We start from the raw sequence: 15,862 nt of genomic DNA on the forward strand, positions 1-15,862 counted from the left end.
GGCCGTTGGATAGGGGGGCGAATCCTAAGGCAATCCCGCGCGGCGAATTTTTTCTTATGCTGCAGCCAGCCCGTTCATGAGCCCGCTGCGCGCGTGGCAGTTGATGTATTCGTAGCTCTGCTCATCGGCCTTGAGCACCGACACCTCGTGGTACACGCGCAACTGCAGCTGGAAGTTCAGCGCCTGCACATAGCGCATGAAGCTGCCGAAGATCGCAACGTGCGTCGGGTGCGATTCGGCCCAGCGTTCCATGTCGGCGAGCGAGCGCCAGTAGCTCAGGCCGAACGACTTCTGCAGCGGCGCGCCCTTCGCGTCCAGATGGTGCATGTAACGGTTGCTGTAGCAGCCGATGGCCAGGCCCTGGTCGCGCAAGAAGTCCATGCCTTCGCGCAGCACCGGCTCCATGTCCTCCAGGTAGAGCGTGCGCTCCTGGCCGGTGGTCTCGGTCCACTCCTGGCCGGAGCGGATCATCGCGATGTTCTCGTGGCCCGCGACGCGCACGCGCTGGCCCGGTGCCGGCGTGCCGGCGACGACCGCGCGCGTGCCCGAGGGCGACAGCGCATCGGTCTGCGAGAGCGCAATGCGGTCGCGCATCGACCCCCAGTAGCCGTGCTCCTGCAGCTCGCCGCTGACCTCGCCCATGACCACGCCGACGCCCTCGAAGCGGTCGGGCGTGTTGAACATGGTCTCGAAGTGTTCGACGCGCGGCGAGGCGATTTCGCGGAAGTAGCCGAGGCCTTCCGAGAGCCGTTCGTCCGATCGCCACCATGCATCGATGGCGGGCGTGGCGCTCCAGCGTGCGAAGGCGGCGGCGTCGTCCCAGTAGGCGATCGCGACCATGTTGTCGAAGCCGTCGGCATCGACGTAGTGCGTGAGGTCGTGATGGCCCGGCCCGTCGGGCAGCGCGAAGTCGCGCGCGATCTTCATCAGCGCGGCGCAGGCGCGGCCCTGCATCTGCGCGCCGCGCGACTGCACGCCGAAATAGCCCATCACCACCTGCGTCACCGAGACCGGCGCGCGGGCCGACCAGACAGGGTAGGGCGGCGTGTAGTCGTCCTCGACGCGGCGGTGCCGCGTGCGGGGGCATTTCAGGTGCTCGGCGATGGCGGATTCCATGGCGGGCTCCCGGGCGTCAGGCCGCGAGCTGCAGGCGCGGCTCGGTGCCCGCGGCCATGGCTTCGGGTGCGCTGCGATCGGGCTCGGGCGTGCGCTGCAGCACCACGGGCTCGCGGCGCGTCTTGTTGAGCAGCAGCTGCGTGACGTCGGGGCGCGAGTAGTGCCCGCTCGGATCGCCCGCGGCCTTGGCGAGCGAGATCATGCCCAGGTCGATGTCCGCGATCACCAGGCCCTCCTGGTCCTCGGCCAGCGGCGTGCCGAGCGGCGAGCCGTCGGGTGCGTAGATGCGCGCGAAGCCGCCGCCGGTGCGCAGCATCTGCTGCTTGCCCGCGTCGGTGCACATCAGCTCGCTCATCGCGGGCGAGACGGTGGCGCACGGCGCGATCACGAAGCACTGGCCCTCGGCCGCATACACCTGGCTCGCCGCGTTGTTGACCTCTGGCCCGAGCGCGTAGGCGGCACCGCGGTAGAGCGAGAAGCTGGGCCATGCGCCGCAGTGGATCTGCTCGTTCTGCGCATACATCGCGTATTTGCTCAGCGGCTGCAGGTGCTCCCAGCACGAGAGCGAGCCGATGTTGCCGATGGCCGTTTCGGCCACCGCGAGATCGGAGCCGTCGCCTTCGCCGAACACAGTGCGCTCCACGTGCGTGGGCTTCAACTTGCGGCGTGTCTGCACGGTGTTGCCCTGGTCGTCGAAGAGCGCCTGCGCGATGTAGAGGCTGCCCGCGGCCTTCTCGCTGTAGCCCAGCGAGACCCAGATCCTGTGCTTGCGCGCAGCCTCCGCGATGCGTTCGAACTCGGCCGAGCCGACCACCAGCGAGTTGTCGTGGTAGCGCTGCACGAACTGCATGCCCCAGGCGGGCGAATCGAGCCAGATCCACCACGGATAGCCGGGCACCCAGGTCTCGGGAAAGGCGATGAGCTTCACGCCCTGGCCGGCGGCCTGGGCCATGAGCTCGATGGTCTTGTCGATGGTGCCGTCGAGGTCGAGGAACACGGGCGCGGCCTGCACGGCGGCGACGCGCAGCTTGGGGTGAACGGTGGTGGGCATGGCGAGCCTCCAGAGGTGATGGTGGTGGGGTGGATGAAACAACTTCGCACACCCCCAACGCGGGTTTGCGCGGTGGCATGCGGGTTGCTTGAAGCGTAGATTCGCCGCCGCGGAACGCCTTGATCCGAACTGGCGGCGTTCTTGTTCCAGCGTTGCACGCGCTTTCCGGGGACCCCCATGAACCAGTTGCTCAGCACCGATGCCGTGGCGCGCGACCAGCGCCTGGCCTACTGGACCGACATGATCTGCAACGTCTACGTGCAGCTCGGGTGCGACCCGGTGCGACCGGACGACATCGGCCGCTTCGAGGGCAGCATCCGCCAGCACTCGCTGCCGAGTCTCGACGTGTCGGTGGTCAAGTCAGGCGCGCAGAAGGTCATGCGCACGAGCGGGCACATCGCGCGCTCGTGCGACGACTATTTCCTCGTGAGCATCCAGGCCGAGGGGCGCGGCGTGGTGCGCCAGGACGGGCGCGATGCGGTGCTCTCGGCCGGCGACTTTGCGCTGTACGACAGCACGCGGCCCTACGAGCTGCTGTTCGACGACAGGTTCGAGCAGATCGTGCTCAAGCTGCCCGGCGAGCGCCTGCGCAGCGAACTGCGCGATACCGAGGCGCTGACGGCCACCACGGTGTCGGGCAAGGAGGGCGCGGGGCATCTCCTGCTCGGCATGATCCGCACGCTGCGCGAAGACATCGACACGCTGCAGCCCGCATCGGCGCTGGCCGTGGCCAATGGCGTGCAGAGCATCCTCGTGGCGGGGCTGCAGACGCTGCCCGCGGCGCGTGCGCCGTCGCTGAGCAATCTGACGGCGTACCACCTCGCGCGGGTGAAGCGGTGCATCGACGAGCAGCTGGCCGATCCCTCGCTCTCGGTGGGCAGCCTCGCGGCGTCGCTCGGGGTGTCGGCGAGCCACATCCACCGCGTGTTCAAGAGCGAGCCGCTGACGCCCTCGCAGTACATCTGGGAGCGCCGGCTCGAGGCCTGCAGCCGCGACCTGCTGGAGCCGCGCCTGGCGGGCAAGCCGGTGGGGGAGATCGCGTATGGGCGCGGCTTCAACGATGCGGCGCATTTCAGCCGCGCGTTCCGCGAGCGCTTCGGCTGCTCGCCGCGCGAGTGGCGGCACCCACAGGTGCCGCGGGTGCAGTAGCCGAGGTCTACTGGACCAGCAGGACGGAGATGTCGGTCTCGCCGATCACCTTGGTCGCGACCGAACCCATCAGCGCGCGTCCGAAGAGGCCGTGGCCATGGGTGCCGAGCACGATCAGCTCGGCGTGCGCGGCGGTGGCCGACTTCAGGATTTCCTCGGCCGCGTGGCCGTGGCGCTTGTCGATCGTGTAGTTGCCCACGCCCTTCTCGGCGAGGAGCGCCTTCACCGGATCGAGCGCCTTCGCGCTTTCCTCGGCGTAGTACTCCGCGACGATCTCCTTGCTCAGGTGCCGCGTCACGTGGCCCGAGATGCCGGTGCACACGTGGACCACGATGAGCTCGTGCCCGTCCACGAACATGGCGCGGTTGGTGACGAGGTAGTCCAACGCCTTGCGGGTGTAGGCGCTGCCGTCGACGGCGATGAGGATTTTCATGAAACCGTTATACGGCTGCGACCTGTGGGTCGCAACGGGTCTCACCCCAGAACCGAGGGGCTATTTCCAGCCCCGTGCCTCAGCCTTGGAGGCCCTTCCAAAGCATGTAGGCGGCGAGCAGATAGAGGATGCTCGCGAACACGCGCTTGAGCTTCTTCACGGGCAGCGTGTGCGCGGCCTTGGCGCCCAGCGGCGCGGTGAACACGCTGCACAGCGCAATCACCACCAGCGCCGGCAGCCAGATGTAGCCGAAGGAGCCCGCGGGCAGGCCCTGCACCGACTGGCCGCTGATCGCATAGCCCACCACGTTGGCCACCGCGATGGGGAAGCCCAACGCCGCGCTCGTGGCGACCGCGTTGTGGATCGAGATGTTGCACCACGTCATGAACGGCACGCTGATGAAGCCGCCGCCCGCGCCCACCAGGCCCGAGATGAAGCCGATCACGCCGCCCGCGGCGAGCTGGCCGCCGGTGCCCGGCATCTGGCGCGTGGGCTTGGGCTTTCTGTCCAGGAACATCTGCGTGGCCGAGAAGCCCACGAAGAGCGCGAAGAAGATCGCCAGCGCCGTGCCCTTGAGGAGGGCGAACACGCCCAGGCTGCCTGCGAGGCTGCCGATCACGATGCCGGGCGCCAGGCGCTTGACGATGTCCCAGCGCACCGCGCCGCGCTTGTGGTGCGCGCGCACGCTGGAGACCGAAGTGAAGATGATCGTGGCCATCGAGGTGGCGATCGCCATCTTCACCGCGAGGTCGGAGGACACGCCGCGGTGACCCATGATGATCGTGATGAAGGGCACCATCAGCATGCCGCCGCCGATGCCCAGGAGCCCCGCGAGAAAGCCGGTGCCCAGGCCGAGCGCGGCCAGTTCAAGAATCAGGAGGGGGTCGAGGAGATCGGTCACGCTGCGGGTCTTCGGACAAAGCAACGGCCCCGAGCAGTGTGTGCTGGGGGCCGTGCCGATGAAAAAAGGTGTCTGCAAGTGGGCGCCGAACCCGCATCCTGAACCAGGGTTCAGGTGGGCGAGGGCAGCAAGACTTCGGGTTCATCTGACGCGAGATGATCACGCCCGTCAAGCGATGTACCAAGCCCGGCTCCGGAGAGCATTGGAACAAGGAAATATTAAGCCCGACGCGCACCGCAGACAGTTCGGATTTTACGCTCCGTATGCGTCCATGGTGTTCATTCAGAGCAAATGACCATCGCCGGCCAGTGCCTGATCGAGCTTTTGAATGAGCTGGGTGGCCTTGGCATCGACTTCTCCGGGCTCGGCCGCGGCAGGCGCGGGCGCTGTGGCGACAGGCGCTGCAACAGCCGTGGCCTGTTGCGCCGCGAGATCGAAGGCCAGGTTCAGCGAAGCCAGCACCGCGATGCGATCGCGCGCCTTGACTTTTCCCGCATCGCGGATCTTGCACATGGCCGCATCCACGCGTTCGACCGCATCGCGCAGTTGCGGCTCGCCGCCGTCGGGACAGCCGAGCAAATAGCTCTGGCCCATGATCTGTACTTCTATCTGCTTCATGCGGTGGAGTCTTCGGGAGGTGGTTCAGCCGGCAGCCGCTCGAGCAGCGCATCCAGGCGCGTGCGTGCCGCGGCGAGCCGCGACTTGAGCCCGTCGCGTTCGCGCGTGAGCGCATCGACCTGTTCCTGGAGCAGCGCATTGGTGCGCTGTACCTCTTCGTGACGCACGAGCAAGCGTTCCACACGCTCGGCGATCTGATCGATGGGGCTGGAGGCGGGCATGGTTGGCGATTGTAGTTTCCCGGGGAATGGGGCCCGCCGGCAGGGCGCGCGGTGCCTCGACTGGCATGGATTCTGCTGCCTTCGCAGTGGCGTTTCAAACATTTATAGCCACTCCATGACCACGAAGAACAACACTCTATTCAGCCGGCGCGACCTGCTCGCGCTCATCGGCAAGACCGCGGGCGGCGGCGCGATGTACCAGGCGATGACTTCCCTGGGTTTCGCTGCCGAGTCCAACTACGGCGGTCCTCCGAAACTCGATGGTGCAAGAAAGGGTGCGTCGGTGCTGGTTCTTGGTGCGGGCCTGGCCGGCATGGCCGCCGCGCTCGAGCTGCGCAACGCGGGTTACTCGGTGAAGGTGCTCGAGTTCAGCAACCGCGCGGGCGGCCGCTGCTGGACGCTGCGCGGCGGCGACACCTTCACCGAGCTCGGCGGTGCCGCGCAGCAGTGCGGCTTTGCCAAGGGCGAGTACTTCAACCCCGGTCCGTGGCGCATACCTTTTCATCACCACGCGGTGCTCGGCTACTGCAAGCGCCTGGGCGTTGCGCTGGAGCCCTTCATTCAGGTGAACTACAACGCGCTCGTGCATTCGAGCAAGGCCTATGGCGGCAAGCCGCAGCGCTATCGCCATGTGCAGGCCGACTACCAGGGCTACGTGGCGGAGCTGCTCGGCAAGGCGACGCAGCAGGGCAACCTCGATGCGGCGCTGACGAAGGAGGACAAGGAAAAACTCCTCGAAGGCCTGCGCCGCTGGGGCGCGCTCGACACGCAATTCCGCTACCGCGAAGGCACTGTCAGCAGCGACCGCCGCGGCTATGAAGTCGATGCGGGCGGCGGCCTCATGCCGCTGGCCAAGCCGTCGAAGCCGCTCGACATGAGCGAGTTGCTGCAATCAAACCTTTGGCGTTACATCGCGAGCGGACAAGACTATGAATTCCAGAGCGCGATCTTTCAGCCCGTGGGCGGCATGGACATGATCGCCAAGGCCTTCCAGAAAGAAGTCGGCAGCCTCATCCGCTACGGCGCGAAGGTCACCAAGATCGAGCAGAACGACCGCGGCGTCACCGTCACCTACACCGACGAGGCCAAGGGCGGCGCGGTCGCGCAGGCCAAGGCCGACTGGTGCCTGTGCACCATTCCGCTGTCGGTGTTGAGCCAGATCGACGTCCAGGTCAGCGCGCCGATGCAGGAGGCCATCAACGCCGTGCCCTATGGCGCGTCGGTGAAAGTCGGCCTGCAGTTCAAGCGCCGCTTCTGGGAAGAAGACGAGCACATCTACGGCGGCATCAGCTACACCGATCTGCCGATCTCGCGCATCTCGTACCCCTCGACGCGCTACGGTGACAAGGGCAAGGCGGTGGTGCTCGGGGCCTATGTGTTCGACGGCCCGAACTCCTACGAATTCACCGCGATGGCGCCCGAGGAGCGCGTGCGCCGCGCGGTCGAGTTCGGCACGCAGCTGCATCCGCAGTACGCGCGCGAATTCGACAACGGCATCTCCGTCGGCTGGCACCGCGTGCCGGGCTCGCATGGCTGCTACGGCATGTGGACCGACGAGACGCGCCAGAAGCACTACAAGAACCTGTGCCAGGTCGACGGGCGCATCGCGCTCGCGGGCGAACACGCTTCCTACATTCCGGCCTGGCAGGAGGGCGCGCTGCTCTCGTCGCTCGATGCGATCCAGCGGCTGCACGCCCGCGCCGTCGCTGCATGAACGCAGCGTGAAGGACACACCCACCATGAACAACAACAACCTCACGACTTTCAAGCGCGCGCTGCTCGGCCTTTCGTTCGGCGCCATCGCAGCGATGAGCGGCCAGGTCTTCGCGCAATCGCAATCGCCGTCGCAGTCGTCCGAACCCGCGTTCTCCGTCGGCCCCCGGTTCCAGGAGAGCTCGGGCGAATCGATCTACCGCGCCACCTGCCAGGCCTGCCACATGGCGCAAGGGCAGGGCGCGAAGGGCGCGGGCGCCTACCCGCCGCTCGCATCGAACCCGCGCCTGGCCAGCGCGGAGTACCCGCTCTACGTCGTCATCAACGGCCAGAAGGGCATGCCCGCCTTCGGCAAGATGCTCAGCGACGAGCAGATCGCCTCGGTGGTCGGCTATGCGCGCACCCATTTCGGCAACCAGTACGCCGATGCCATTCCCGCGGAGAGCGTCAAGAAGCTGCGGCCTTGACCGCGTTGCGGCATTCACCGGATCCCTCCTTCATCCACCACCCCAGCAGAGAGACAACACGCATGACCATGACCCTGTTCACCAAGACCCAGCCACTGGCGCTCGCCGCCGCCCTGTTCGCAGCCGGCGCCGGCGCGGCGCACGCGGCCGACGAAGTCATTCGCCACCGCATTCCGAACTCCACCTTTCCGATTTCGGCCGCGGTCGAGGTGCCGTCGTCGCTCACCAACGTGTACCTCTCGGGCCAGGTGCCGCCGCTGCAGGACGCGGCCGCGCCCAAGAACAGTGCCGCGGCCTATGGCGGCGACACCAGGGGCCAGACCGTCGGCGTGCTCAAGGCCATCGAGAAGAGCCTCACGGGCCTGGGCCTCACGATGGGCGACGTCGTGAAGATGCAGGTGTTCCTGGTCGGCGATCCGGCCAAGGACAACAAGATGGACTTCGCCGGCTTCATGGAGGGCTACACCCAGTTCTTCGGCACCACCGCGCAACCGAAGCTGCCGGTGCGCTCGGCCATGCAGGTGGCGGCACTGGCCAACCCGGCGTACCTGGTGGAGATCGAGGTGATGGCGGTCCGCCCGGCCCCATCGAAGTAGCCTCACCAGCGGCCCGATGGGCGCGGCAGCCAAAACTTTCGACTTAGCGCCGCTGCCGAAGGGCCTAAAATCCCGCCCGTTGGTGCTCGCGCCGTGGTTCGCACGGCGCAGTTCAACGGGAAGCAGGAGTGAACGCCCCCGAGGGTCCGCAAGCCGGACATCGGAACAAGGCCGAAGCCGCCTGCGCTGCCCCCGCAACGGTCAAGCAGACGACGCCGCAAGGCGCCACCCCTTTCCATCCAGCCACTGGGCGCCCTGAAACAGGTGCCTGGGAAGGCGGCAGGGGCCGTTCTGCCAGCCCGGATACCGGCCAACAAGGCGGCTGCCGCATGCAATGAACCGATGAAACGGTTCGTGCCTGGGGCGGTCATTGCGCCCCGAGGCGCCGGCGGGGAGGCCGGCCAGGGGCATTGACGTTCGTTCGGCTGATCCATGACTTCCTGCGTTTCTCTTTCCCGCGGCCGCGCTCCTGCGCGCCGCTCTCTCGCCTGCCTGCCGCTCGCGCTGGCCTCGGCCTTCGGCGGCCTCGCGCTGATCCCGCTGTCCGTGCTCGCGCAGGAAGCAACACCCGCGCTGCCCCAGACGGTGGTCACCGCCAACCGCACGCCGCAGCCGTTGTCGGACCTGGTGGGCGACGTGTCCATCATCGACCGCGAGACCATCGAGCGCAGCGGCGCGACCGGCGTGGCCGATGTGCTGGCGCGCCAGCCGGGCATCGAGATCACGCGCAACGGCAGCGTGGGCAACACCACCAGCCTCTTCATCCGCGGCGCGGAAACGCGCTTCACCGCCGTCTATTTGGATGGCGTGCGCATCGACTCGCAAACCACCGGCGGCGCCGGCTGGGAAAGCATTCCGCTCTCGCAGATCGACCGCATCGAAGTGCTGCGCGGCCCGGCCGCCGCGGTGTATGGCTCGGACGCCATCGGCGGCGTGATCCAGCTCTTCACCAAGCGCGGCGAGGAGGGCGTCTCGCCCTACGCGGGCATCGGCTTCGGCAGCCACGGCCTGCGCAAGATCGAGGGCGGCGTGAGCGGCAAGTCGGGCCTGTTCGACTACTCGTTCGGCGTCGCGCACGAAGAGAGCAAGGGCTTCAACGTGCAGCCCGCCGACAAGCGCACGCCTTCGAAGGACGGCTTCACCAGCCCCGACCGCGACGGCTACCGCAGCACGTCGGGCAACCTGAAGCTGGGTTTCCAGATCACGCCCGACCAGCGCATCGACGCCACCTTGCTCCAGAGCAACATCGAAGCCGGCTACGACCCCTCGGTGAGCTTCCGGACCAAGCCGCCGATCCTCTTCAAGAACGACGTCTCGACCAACACGCTGCGCACCGCGGGCCTGACCTGGTCGGCCAAGTGGAACGACATCTACAGCACCCGCGTGCAGGTGACCGACTCGCAGTCGGTCTACAAGACGCAGCCTTCGTTCTATCGCACCGAAACCAACCTGCGCGGCTACCTGTTCCAGAACGAATTGCGCTTCGGCCCGCACCTGGTGACCGCCACGCTGGAGCGCCGCGAAGACGCGCTGGAAAACGCGCCCACCACCTCGGCCAAGCTCCTGTCGCAAGACCGCTCGCAGAACGCCCTGTCGCTCGGCTACGGCTTCGTGCAGGGCCCGCATTCGCTGCAGCTGCACGTGCGCCGCGACAAGGACAGCGAGTTCGGCGGCAAGACCACCGGCAGTGCCGCCTACGGCTTCGCCATCCTGCCGTCGCTGCGCTTCACCGCGTCGGCCGGCACGGCCTTCCGCGTGCCGACGCTCTACCAGCGCTTCAGCGAATACGGCATCGCGACGCTCAGGCCCGAGGACAGCCGCAACGTCGAGCTGGGCCTGAACTACGCCAAGGACGGCACCACCGCCGGCATCGTGGTGTACCGCAACCGCGTGCGCGACCTGATCAACTTCGTCGGTACCGCCAAGGGCTGCGCCTCGGCGTTCGGCTGCTACACCAACGTGAACCGCGCCACGCTGCAGGGCGCGACGCTCTCGGCCAGCCAGCGCCTGGGCGACGTCACGTTGCGCGCCTCGTTCGACGTGCAGGACCCCAAGGACGCCGACACCGGCAACCTGCTCGCGCGCCGCGCCAAGCGCCACGGCACGCTGGGCGCCGACTGGCGCGTGGCCGGCTGGACGCTGGGCGCCGAGGTGCAGGCCTCCAGCCAGCGCTTCGACGACACGGCCAACACCGTCAAGCTGGGCGGCTACACGCTGCTGAACCTGTCGGCCAGCACGCAGATCACGCGCGACCTGAACCTCATCGCCCGCATCGACAATGTGGGCGACAAGGACTACCAGTTCGCACGGCTCTACGCCAACGGGGGCCGCAGCGCCTACCTCGGCCTCAAGTGGACACCGCAGTAAACGACCGCTCGCCACGACACGCCGCAGCCACCTGCGCTGCGGTGCTGATCGCCGCGCCTGCCTCGGGGCAAGGCAAGACGACGGTGGCCGCCGCGCTCGCGCGGCTGCATGCGCGCCAGGGCCGGCGGGTGCGCGCCTTCAAGTGCGGGCCGGACTTTCTCGACCCGCACTGGCTGGCGCTCGCCACCGGCGCGCCGGTGCATTCGCTGGACCTGTGGATGACGGGCGAGGCCGATTGCCGCGCGCGCCTGCATGCCGCGGCGGCCGAAGCCGATCTCGTGATCGTCGAAGGCGTGATGGGCTTGTTCGACGGCACGCCGAGCGCGGCCGATCTCGCGGAGCGCTTCGGCTTGCCGGTGCTCGCGGTGATCGACGCGCATGCGATGGCCGGCACCTTCGGGGCGCTGGCCTATGGATTGCAGAACTTCAGGCCCGGCCTGCCGTGGGCCGGCGTGCTGGCCAATCGCGTGGCGAGCGAGCGGCACGCGGGCATGCTGAAGGACGCGCTGCGGGAGCCTTCGCAATGGATGGGCGCCTTGCCGCGCGACGCGCGGTTCGCGTTGCCCGAGCGCCATCTGGGCCTTGTGGGCGCGGGCGAAATCGACGACGCGATGGCGCGGCTCGATGCGGCGGCCGATGTGCTGGCCGAAACGCCGCTGGGCCAGTTGCCAGTCTCGCAACTGCCGCAGGTGCGCTTCGATGCCGCATCGACGCAAGACACAGCCGCTACGCAATTGCTGAAGGGCCGCGCGATCGCCATCGCGCGCGACGCGGCGTTCTCCTTCATCTATCCCGCCAACCTCGATGTGCTCTCGGCACTCGGTGCGCGGCTCACTTTTTTCTCGCCGCTCGCGGGCGATGCCTTGCCGGTGTGCGATGCAGTCTGGCTGCCAGGCGGCTATCCCGAACTGCATGCCGAAGCCCTGTCGGCGAACGAGTCGATGCGTGCCTCGCTGGCCGCGCATGCCGAAGCAGGCAAGCCCATCTGGGCCGAGTGCGGCGGCATGATGGCGCTGTTCGATGAACTGGCCACGCACGCCGATGCAGAGCCGCAGCACGTCCACCGCCTCTGGGGCCTGCTCCCCGGCCGCGTGACGATGCAGAAGCGCCTCGCCGGCCTCGGACCGCAACAGCTTGAACTTGGAAGCCACACCCTGCGCGGCCACACGTTCCACTATTCGCGCTGCGAAACGCCGCTCGTGCCTTCCGCCCACACCGCGCGGCCCGGCGCCACGCAGCCCGTCGGCGCGCGCGGCGGCGAGGCCTTCTATGTGCATGGCCCGGTGCGGGCCAGCTATTTCCACGCATGGTTCGCCTCCAGCCCCGAGGCCACGGCGCGGCTCTTCGGCGCCATGCCGATCGCGCTGGACAACGACGCAGCAAAGGAAGAGATCGATGAGCGTTGAGCACGAATTCATCCTCGGTGGCCAGAAGAGCGGCAAGTCGCGCCGCGCCGAGCAGCGCGCCATCGACTGGCTCGCCGCTGCGCCCGGCAGCCACCGTGCCGTGCTGATCGCCACCGCCCAGGCTTACGACGACGAAATGCTCGAGCGCATCGTGCGCCACCAGGCCGACCGCGCCGAGCGCGTGCCCGGCATGCGCACCATCGAGGAGCCGGTCGAGCTCGCGCGCGCCATCGTCACGCAGAGCGCACCCGAGACGCTGGTGGTGGTCGACTGCCTCACGCTCTGGCTCACCAACTTGCTGATGCCGATGCGCTGCGAAGCCGCGCGGCCGGTGACGCGCACGCCCGCGGCGCATGCCACCATGCTGCAGATCGCACTGCGCGAGGCGCGCGGGCCGGTGGTGCTGGTGGGTAATGAAATCGGCCTGGGCGTGATTCCGCTCGGCCGCGAGACGCGTGCGTTCGTCGATGCGCTCGGGCGCCTGAACCAGGACGTGGCCGCCGCCTGCAGCCGCGTGACGCTCATGGCGGCCGGCCTGCCGCTGAGCCTGAAGGCGCCCGCCTGATGAAGCTGCGCCTGCTTTCATCGCTCGCCGTCGCCATCGGCCTGTCGCTCTGCGCACTCGCGGCGCACGCCTTCGATGTGGTCGACGAACGCGGCACCACCGTGAGCCTGCCGCAGCCGCCGCAGCGCATCGTCTCGCTGTTGCCGTCGCTCACCGAATCCGTCTGCGCGCTGGGCGCCTGCGAGCGGCTGGTGGGCGTGGACAACTATTCCAACTCGCCGGCCGCGGTGCGCGCGTTGCCGCAGATGGGCGGCGGCATCGAGCCCAACGTGGAAGCCATCGTCGCGCTCCGGCCCGATGCGGTGCTGCTGGCCAAGTCGTCGCGCGTCACGCAGCGGCTCGAGGCGCTGGGCCTGAAGGTGCTGGTGCTCGAACCCAAGAGCCATGCCGACGTGCAGCGCGTGCTCGACAAGCTCGACCAGGTGCTGGGCACGCATGAGGCGCCGCGCGTGTGGCGCGTGATCGATGCGAGCGTCTCGGCCGCGGCGCAGTCGGTGCCCGCGGGCGCGCGCGGCAAGCGCGTGTACTTCGAGGTCAACAGCACGCCGTATGCGGCGGGCGAGTCGTCGTTCATCGGCGAGACGCTCACGCGGCTGGGCATGAAGAACATCGTGCCCGCGAAGCTCGGGCCGTTTCCCAAGCTCAACCCCGAGTACGTGGTGCGCGCCAATCCCGACCTCATCATGGTCAGCGTGCGCAGCGCGCAGGGGCTGGAGCAGCGGCCCGGCTGGGGCGGCATCCGCGCGGTGCGGGAAGGGCGCATCTGCCGCTTCGACGCGCTGCAATCCGATGTGCTCGTGCGGCCCGGTCCGCGCATGGACGAGGCCGCGCGCCTGATGGCGCAGTGCCTGGTGGACAAGGGCCAGTGAACGCCGCGCACATCCATACCGCGCACATGCACACCGCGCACCTGCGCCGCGTCGTGGTGTTCGGCACGGCACTGCTGGTGCTGGGCGTCGCGCTGCTGCTGTTCGGCCTGGGCATCGGCAGCACCGGCTTCGAGAGCCTGCTGGCCGCGCGGCACGACCCGGTGGCGCTGCAGATCGTGTGGGACATCCGCCTGCCGCGCACGCTCGGCGCGTGGCTCGCGGGCGCGCTGCTCGGCCTGGCGGGCGCGGTGGCGCAGGGGCTGTTTCGCAATCCGCTGGCCGACCCTTATCTGCTGGGCAGCGCCTCGGGCGCCTCGCTGGGCGTGGCCGTGGCGCTGATGCTGTTCGGGGGCTCCGCTGCGAGCACGCAATGGGTGATGCGCCTCGGGCTCACGGGCGCGGCCTTCGTCGGCGCGGTGCTCGCGGTGCTGCTCACGCTCACGCTCGCGCGCGGCGTGCAGCAGACGCTGCGGCTCCTGCTCGCGGGCGTGATCGTCGGCGTGGTGCTCGGCGCCGCGAAGGACCTGATCACTATCGCCTCGGCCGACATCCTGCAGGCCATCCAGGGCTTCATTCTCGGCAGCACCGGCCTCGTCGGCTGGAGCGCCTGCGCGGTGATGGGCGCGGTCTGCGCGGTGTGCCTGCTGGCGGCTTGGGCGCTCGCGCCGGTGCTCGACGGGTTGGCGCTCGGCGAGGCGACCGCACGCAGCCTCGGCCTGCCGCTGGGCGCGATGCGTGCCGCGCTGGTCGTGGTGCTCGCGCTGGCCACCGGCGCGGCCGTCGCGCAGACCGGCCTGATCGCCTTCGTCGGCCTTGCGGCGCCGCACCTCGTGCGCTCGGTGGTCAAGACCACGCATGCGCGGCTGATCGTGCTCGCGGCCTTGATGGGCGGCCTGCTGCTGATGGCGGCCGACTTGCTGGCGCGCTGGCTCATCGCACCGCAGGAGCTGCCGGTGGGCGTGCTGACTGCGGTACTCGGCGGCAGCTATCTGCTGTGGCTCATGCATCGCCGCAGCGCGCGTGGAGGTTTGTCGTGAGCCGCCCCGCCATCGAAGCGCGCCGCATCAGCGCCACGCTCGGCACGACCGAAGTGCTGCACGGCATCGATCTCGAACTTTCGTCCGCGCGCTGGACCAGCATCGTCGGCCCGAACGGCGCGGGCAAGTCCACGCTGCTCAAGGCGCTCGCCGGCCTGCTCGCGCACCGCGGCGAAGTGCGGCTCTTCGGCGAGGCGGAGGGCAAGATCCCGGCCCGCATCCGCGCGCAGCGCCTGTCCTGGCTCGGCCAGAGCGGCACGGGCGAGGCGAGCGCCGACGACCTGATGGTCTACGACGTCGCGATGCTCGGCCGCTTGCCGCACCAGCGCTGGCTCGCCGCGCCGAGCGCCGCCGACCGCGAGGCGGTGGAGCAGGCCCTGCGCAGCACGCAGGCCTGGGACTGGCGCGACCGCCCGCTCGGCCAGCTCTCGGGCGGCGAGCGCCAGCGCGTACTGCTGGCCCGCGCGCTCGCGGTCCAGGCCCAGGTGCTGCTGATGGACGAGCCGCTCGCCAACCTCGACCCGCCGCACCAGGCCGACTGGATGCAGACCGCCCGCACGCTCGTGGCCGAGGGCCGCACCGTGGTCAGCGTGCTGCACGAACTGCCCATGGCACTGGCCGCCGACGAAATGGTCGTGATGGACAAGGGCCGCGTGGTGCACCACGGCGGCTGCGACGACCCGGCCACCCACACCGCGCTCGAACAGGTGTTCGACCACCGCATCCGCGTGCACCGCGTGGCGGACCAGTGGATCGCGCTGCCGAAATAAGGAACACACATGCAGATCGAAACTCCCCCCAGCGAAAAGCCCTACGAAAAGCCCGAGGGCGAACGCCGCGGCATCGTCATCGTCAACACCGGCGACGGCAAGGGCAAGAGCACGGCAGCCTTCGGCCTCGCGCTGCGCGCCCACGGCCGCGGCAAGGCCGTGAAGATCTACCAGTTCATGAAGGTGCCTTCGGCGCGCTTCGGCGAGCACCGCATGTTCGAGCAGATCGGCATTCCGATCGAGGGGCTGGGCGACGGCTTCAGCTGGAAGAGCCAGGACCTCGAACGCTCGGGGCAGCTCGCGCGGGACGGCTGGGAGAAGGCGAAGGCGGCGATCCTCTCGGGCGAATTCTTCCTCGTGGTGCTCGACGAGATCACCTATCCGCTGATCTACGGCTGGCTGCCGCTCGAAGGCGTGCTCGAGACGCTGCGCGCGCGGCCCAAGCACGTGCATGTGGCGCTGACCGGCCGGCGCTGCCCGCCCGAGATCATCGAGCTGGCCGACACCGTGACCGAGATGACGATGGTCAAGCATGCGTTCAAGGCCGGCATCCCGGCGCAGCGCGGCATCGAGGACTGAGCGC

The 15,862-nt window shown here is 68.7% G+C and carries 17 protein-coding genes and 1 riboswitch; of the genes, 11 read left to right on the forward strand and 6 right to left on the reverse strand.

Annotated elements, in window-relative coordinates; all coding sequences use genetic code 11:
• Window positions 1–54 precede the first annotated feature (54 nt).
• Window positions 55–1,116 (reverse strand): phenylacetaldoxime dehydratase family protein, encoded by a 1,062-nt coding sequence (locus tag ACZYRS_RS15950; protein ID WP_463420023.1) that lies wholly within the window; start codon window positions 1,114–1,116, stop codon window positions 55–57.
• Between the two features lie 16 nt (window positions 1,117–1,132).
• Complete coding sequence (locus ACZYRS_RS15955; protein ID WP_463420024.1) at window positions 1,133–2,167, reverse strand: carbon-nitrogen hydrolase family protein; 1,035 nt, start codon at window positions 2,165–2,167, stop codon at window positions 1,133–1,135.
• Window positions 2,168–2,344: 177 nt separating this feature from the next.
• Between ACZYRS_RS15955 and ACZYRS_RS15960 the strand changes: the two genes are divergently transcribed.
• Window positions 2,345–3,316 carry an AraC-like ligand-binding domain-containing protein gene (locus ACZYRS_RS15960; protein WP_463420025.1) on the forward strand — a complete coding sequence of 324 codons (972 nt, stop codon included), beginning with the start codon at window positions 2,345–2,347 and terminating at the stop codon, window positions 3,314–3,316.
• Window positions 3,317–3,323: 7 nt separating this feature from the next.
• Here ACZYRS_RS15960 and ACZYRS_RS15965 read toward each other — a convergent pair whose 3' ends face one another.
• The 4 genes from ACZYRS_RS15965 to ACZYRS_RS15980 all read right to left on the reverse strand — a co-directional run bounded on the left by ACZYRS_RS15965 (window position 3,324) and on the right by ACZYRS_RS15980 (window position 5,489).
• A complete protein-coding gene (locus ACZYRS_RS15965; RefSeq protein WP_463420026.1) occupies window positions 3,324–3,749 on the reverse strand; it encodes a universal stress protein in 426 nt (141 codons plus the stop codon).
• Between the two features lie 79 nt (window positions 3,750–3,828).
• Window positions 3,829–4,650 (reverse strand): sulfite exporter TauE/SafE family protein, encoded by an 822-nt coding sequence (locus ACZYRS_RS15970; RefSeq protein ID WP_463420027.1) that lies wholly within the window; start codon window positions 4,648–4,650, stop codon window positions 3,829–3,831.
• A 282-nt stretch (window positions 4,651–4,932) separates the two neighbouring features.
• On the reverse strand, window positions 4,933–5,268 hold the full coding sequence (locus tag ACZYRS_RS15975; protein ID WP_463420028.1) for a cell division protein ZapA: 336 nt from the start codon (window positions 5,266–5,268) through the stop codon (window positions 4,933–4,935).
• Window positions 5,265–5,489, reverse strand: a complete 225-nt coding sequence (locus ACZYRS_RS15980) for a hypothetical protein (RefSeq protein WP_042581495.1) — start codon at window positions 5,487–5,489, stop codon at window positions 5,265–5,267. Before ACZYRS_RS15980 ends, ACZYRS_RS15975 begins: the two co-directional genes overlap by 4 nt.
• A gap of 115 nt (window positions 5,490–5,604) precedes the next feature.
• Here ACZYRS_RS15980 and ACZYRS_RS15985 point away from each other — a divergent pair, with 115 nt between their 5' ends.
• The 10 genes from ACZYRS_RS15985 (at window position 5,605) to cobO (ending at window position 15,858) form a co-directional block, all read left to right on the forward strand.
• Window positions 5,605–7,203, forward strand: a complete 1,599-nt coding sequence (locus ACZYRS_RS15985) for a flavin monoamine oxidase family protein (protein ID WP_463420029.1) — start codon at window positions 5,605–5,607, stop codon at window positions 7,201–7,203.
• A gap of 25 nt (window positions 7,204–7,228) precedes the next feature.
• The gene (locus ACZYRS_RS15990) at window positions 7,229–7,669 is read left to right on the forward strand and encodes a c-type cytochrome (protein ID WP_463420030.1); all 441 of its coding nucleotides are present in this window, start codon (window positions 7,229–7,231) and stop codon (window positions 7,667–7,669) included.
• Window positions 7,670–7,731: 62 nt separating this feature from the next.
• Window positions 7,732–8,265, forward strand: coding sequence for a RidA family protein (locus ACZYRS_RS15995; protein ID WP_463420031.1), 534 nt, complete (start codon window positions 7,732–7,734; stop codon window positions 8,263–8,265).
• A gap of 64 nt (window positions 8,266–8,329) precedes the next feature.
• A riboswitch (cobalamin riboswitch) is annotated at window positions 8,330–8,594 on the forward strand.
• 103 nt (window positions 8,595–8,697) lie between these two features.
• Window positions 8,698–10,632: a TonB-dependent receptor domain-containing protein gene (locus ACZYRS_RS16000; RefSeq protein ID WP_463420032.1), complete on the forward strand. Its 1,935-nt coding sequence runs from the start codon at window positions 8,698–8,700 to the stop codon at window positions 10,630–10,632.
• Window positions 10,617–12,038 (forward strand): cobyrinate a,c-diamide synthase, encoded by a 1,422-nt coding sequence (locus ACZYRS_RS16005; protein WP_463420033.1) that lies wholly within the window; start codon window positions 10,617–10,619, stop codon window positions 12,036–12,038. The genes ACZYRS_RS16000 and ACZYRS_RS16005 overlap by 16 nt, the downstream gene beginning before the upstream one ends.
• Entirely contained in the window at window positions 12,028–12,603 is a 576-nt protein-coding gene (locus ACZYRS_RS16010) for a bifunctional adenosylcobinamide kinase/adenosylcobinamide-phosphate guanylyltransferase (protein ID WP_463420034.1), read from the forward strand. The genes ACZYRS_RS16005 and ACZYRS_RS16010 overlap by 11 nt, the downstream gene beginning before the upstream one ends.
• Window positions 12,603–13,472 carry an ABC transporter substrate-binding protein gene (locus ACZYRS_RS16015; RefSeq protein ID WP_463420035.1) on the forward strand — a complete coding sequence of 290 codons (870 nt, stop codon included), beginning with the start codon at window positions 12,603–12,605 and terminating at the stop codon, window positions 13,470–13,472. The genes ACZYRS_RS16010 and ACZYRS_RS16015 overlap by 1 nt, the downstream gene beginning before the upstream one ends.
• Before the next feature lie 26 nt (window positions 13,473–13,498).
• A complete protein-coding gene (locus ACZYRS_RS16020; RefSeq protein WP_198787584.1) occupies window positions 13,499–14,509 on the forward strand; it encodes a FecCD family ABC transporter permease in 1,011 nt (336 codons plus the stop codon).
• Window positions 14,506–15,279, forward strand: coding sequence for an ABC transporter ATP-binding protein (locus tag ACZYRS_RS16025; protein WP_463420036.1), 774 nt, complete (start codon window positions 14,506–14,508; stop codon window positions 15,277–15,279). The genes ACZYRS_RS16020 and ACZYRS_RS16025 overlap by 4 nt, the downstream gene beginning before the upstream one ends.
• A 9-nt stretch (window positions 15,280–15,288) precedes the next feature.
• Window positions 15,289–15,858, forward strand: a complete 570-nt coding sequence (cobO, locus tag ACZYRS_RS16030) for a cob(I)yrinic acid a,c-diamide adenosyltransferase (RefSeq protein WP_013541785.1) — start codon at window positions 15,289–15,291, stop codon at window positions 15,856–15,858.
• The last annotated feature ends 4 nt before the right edge of the window (window positions 15,859–15,862 follow it).

The sequence above is a fragment of the Variovorax sp. AC194 genome, assembly GCF_979257995.1.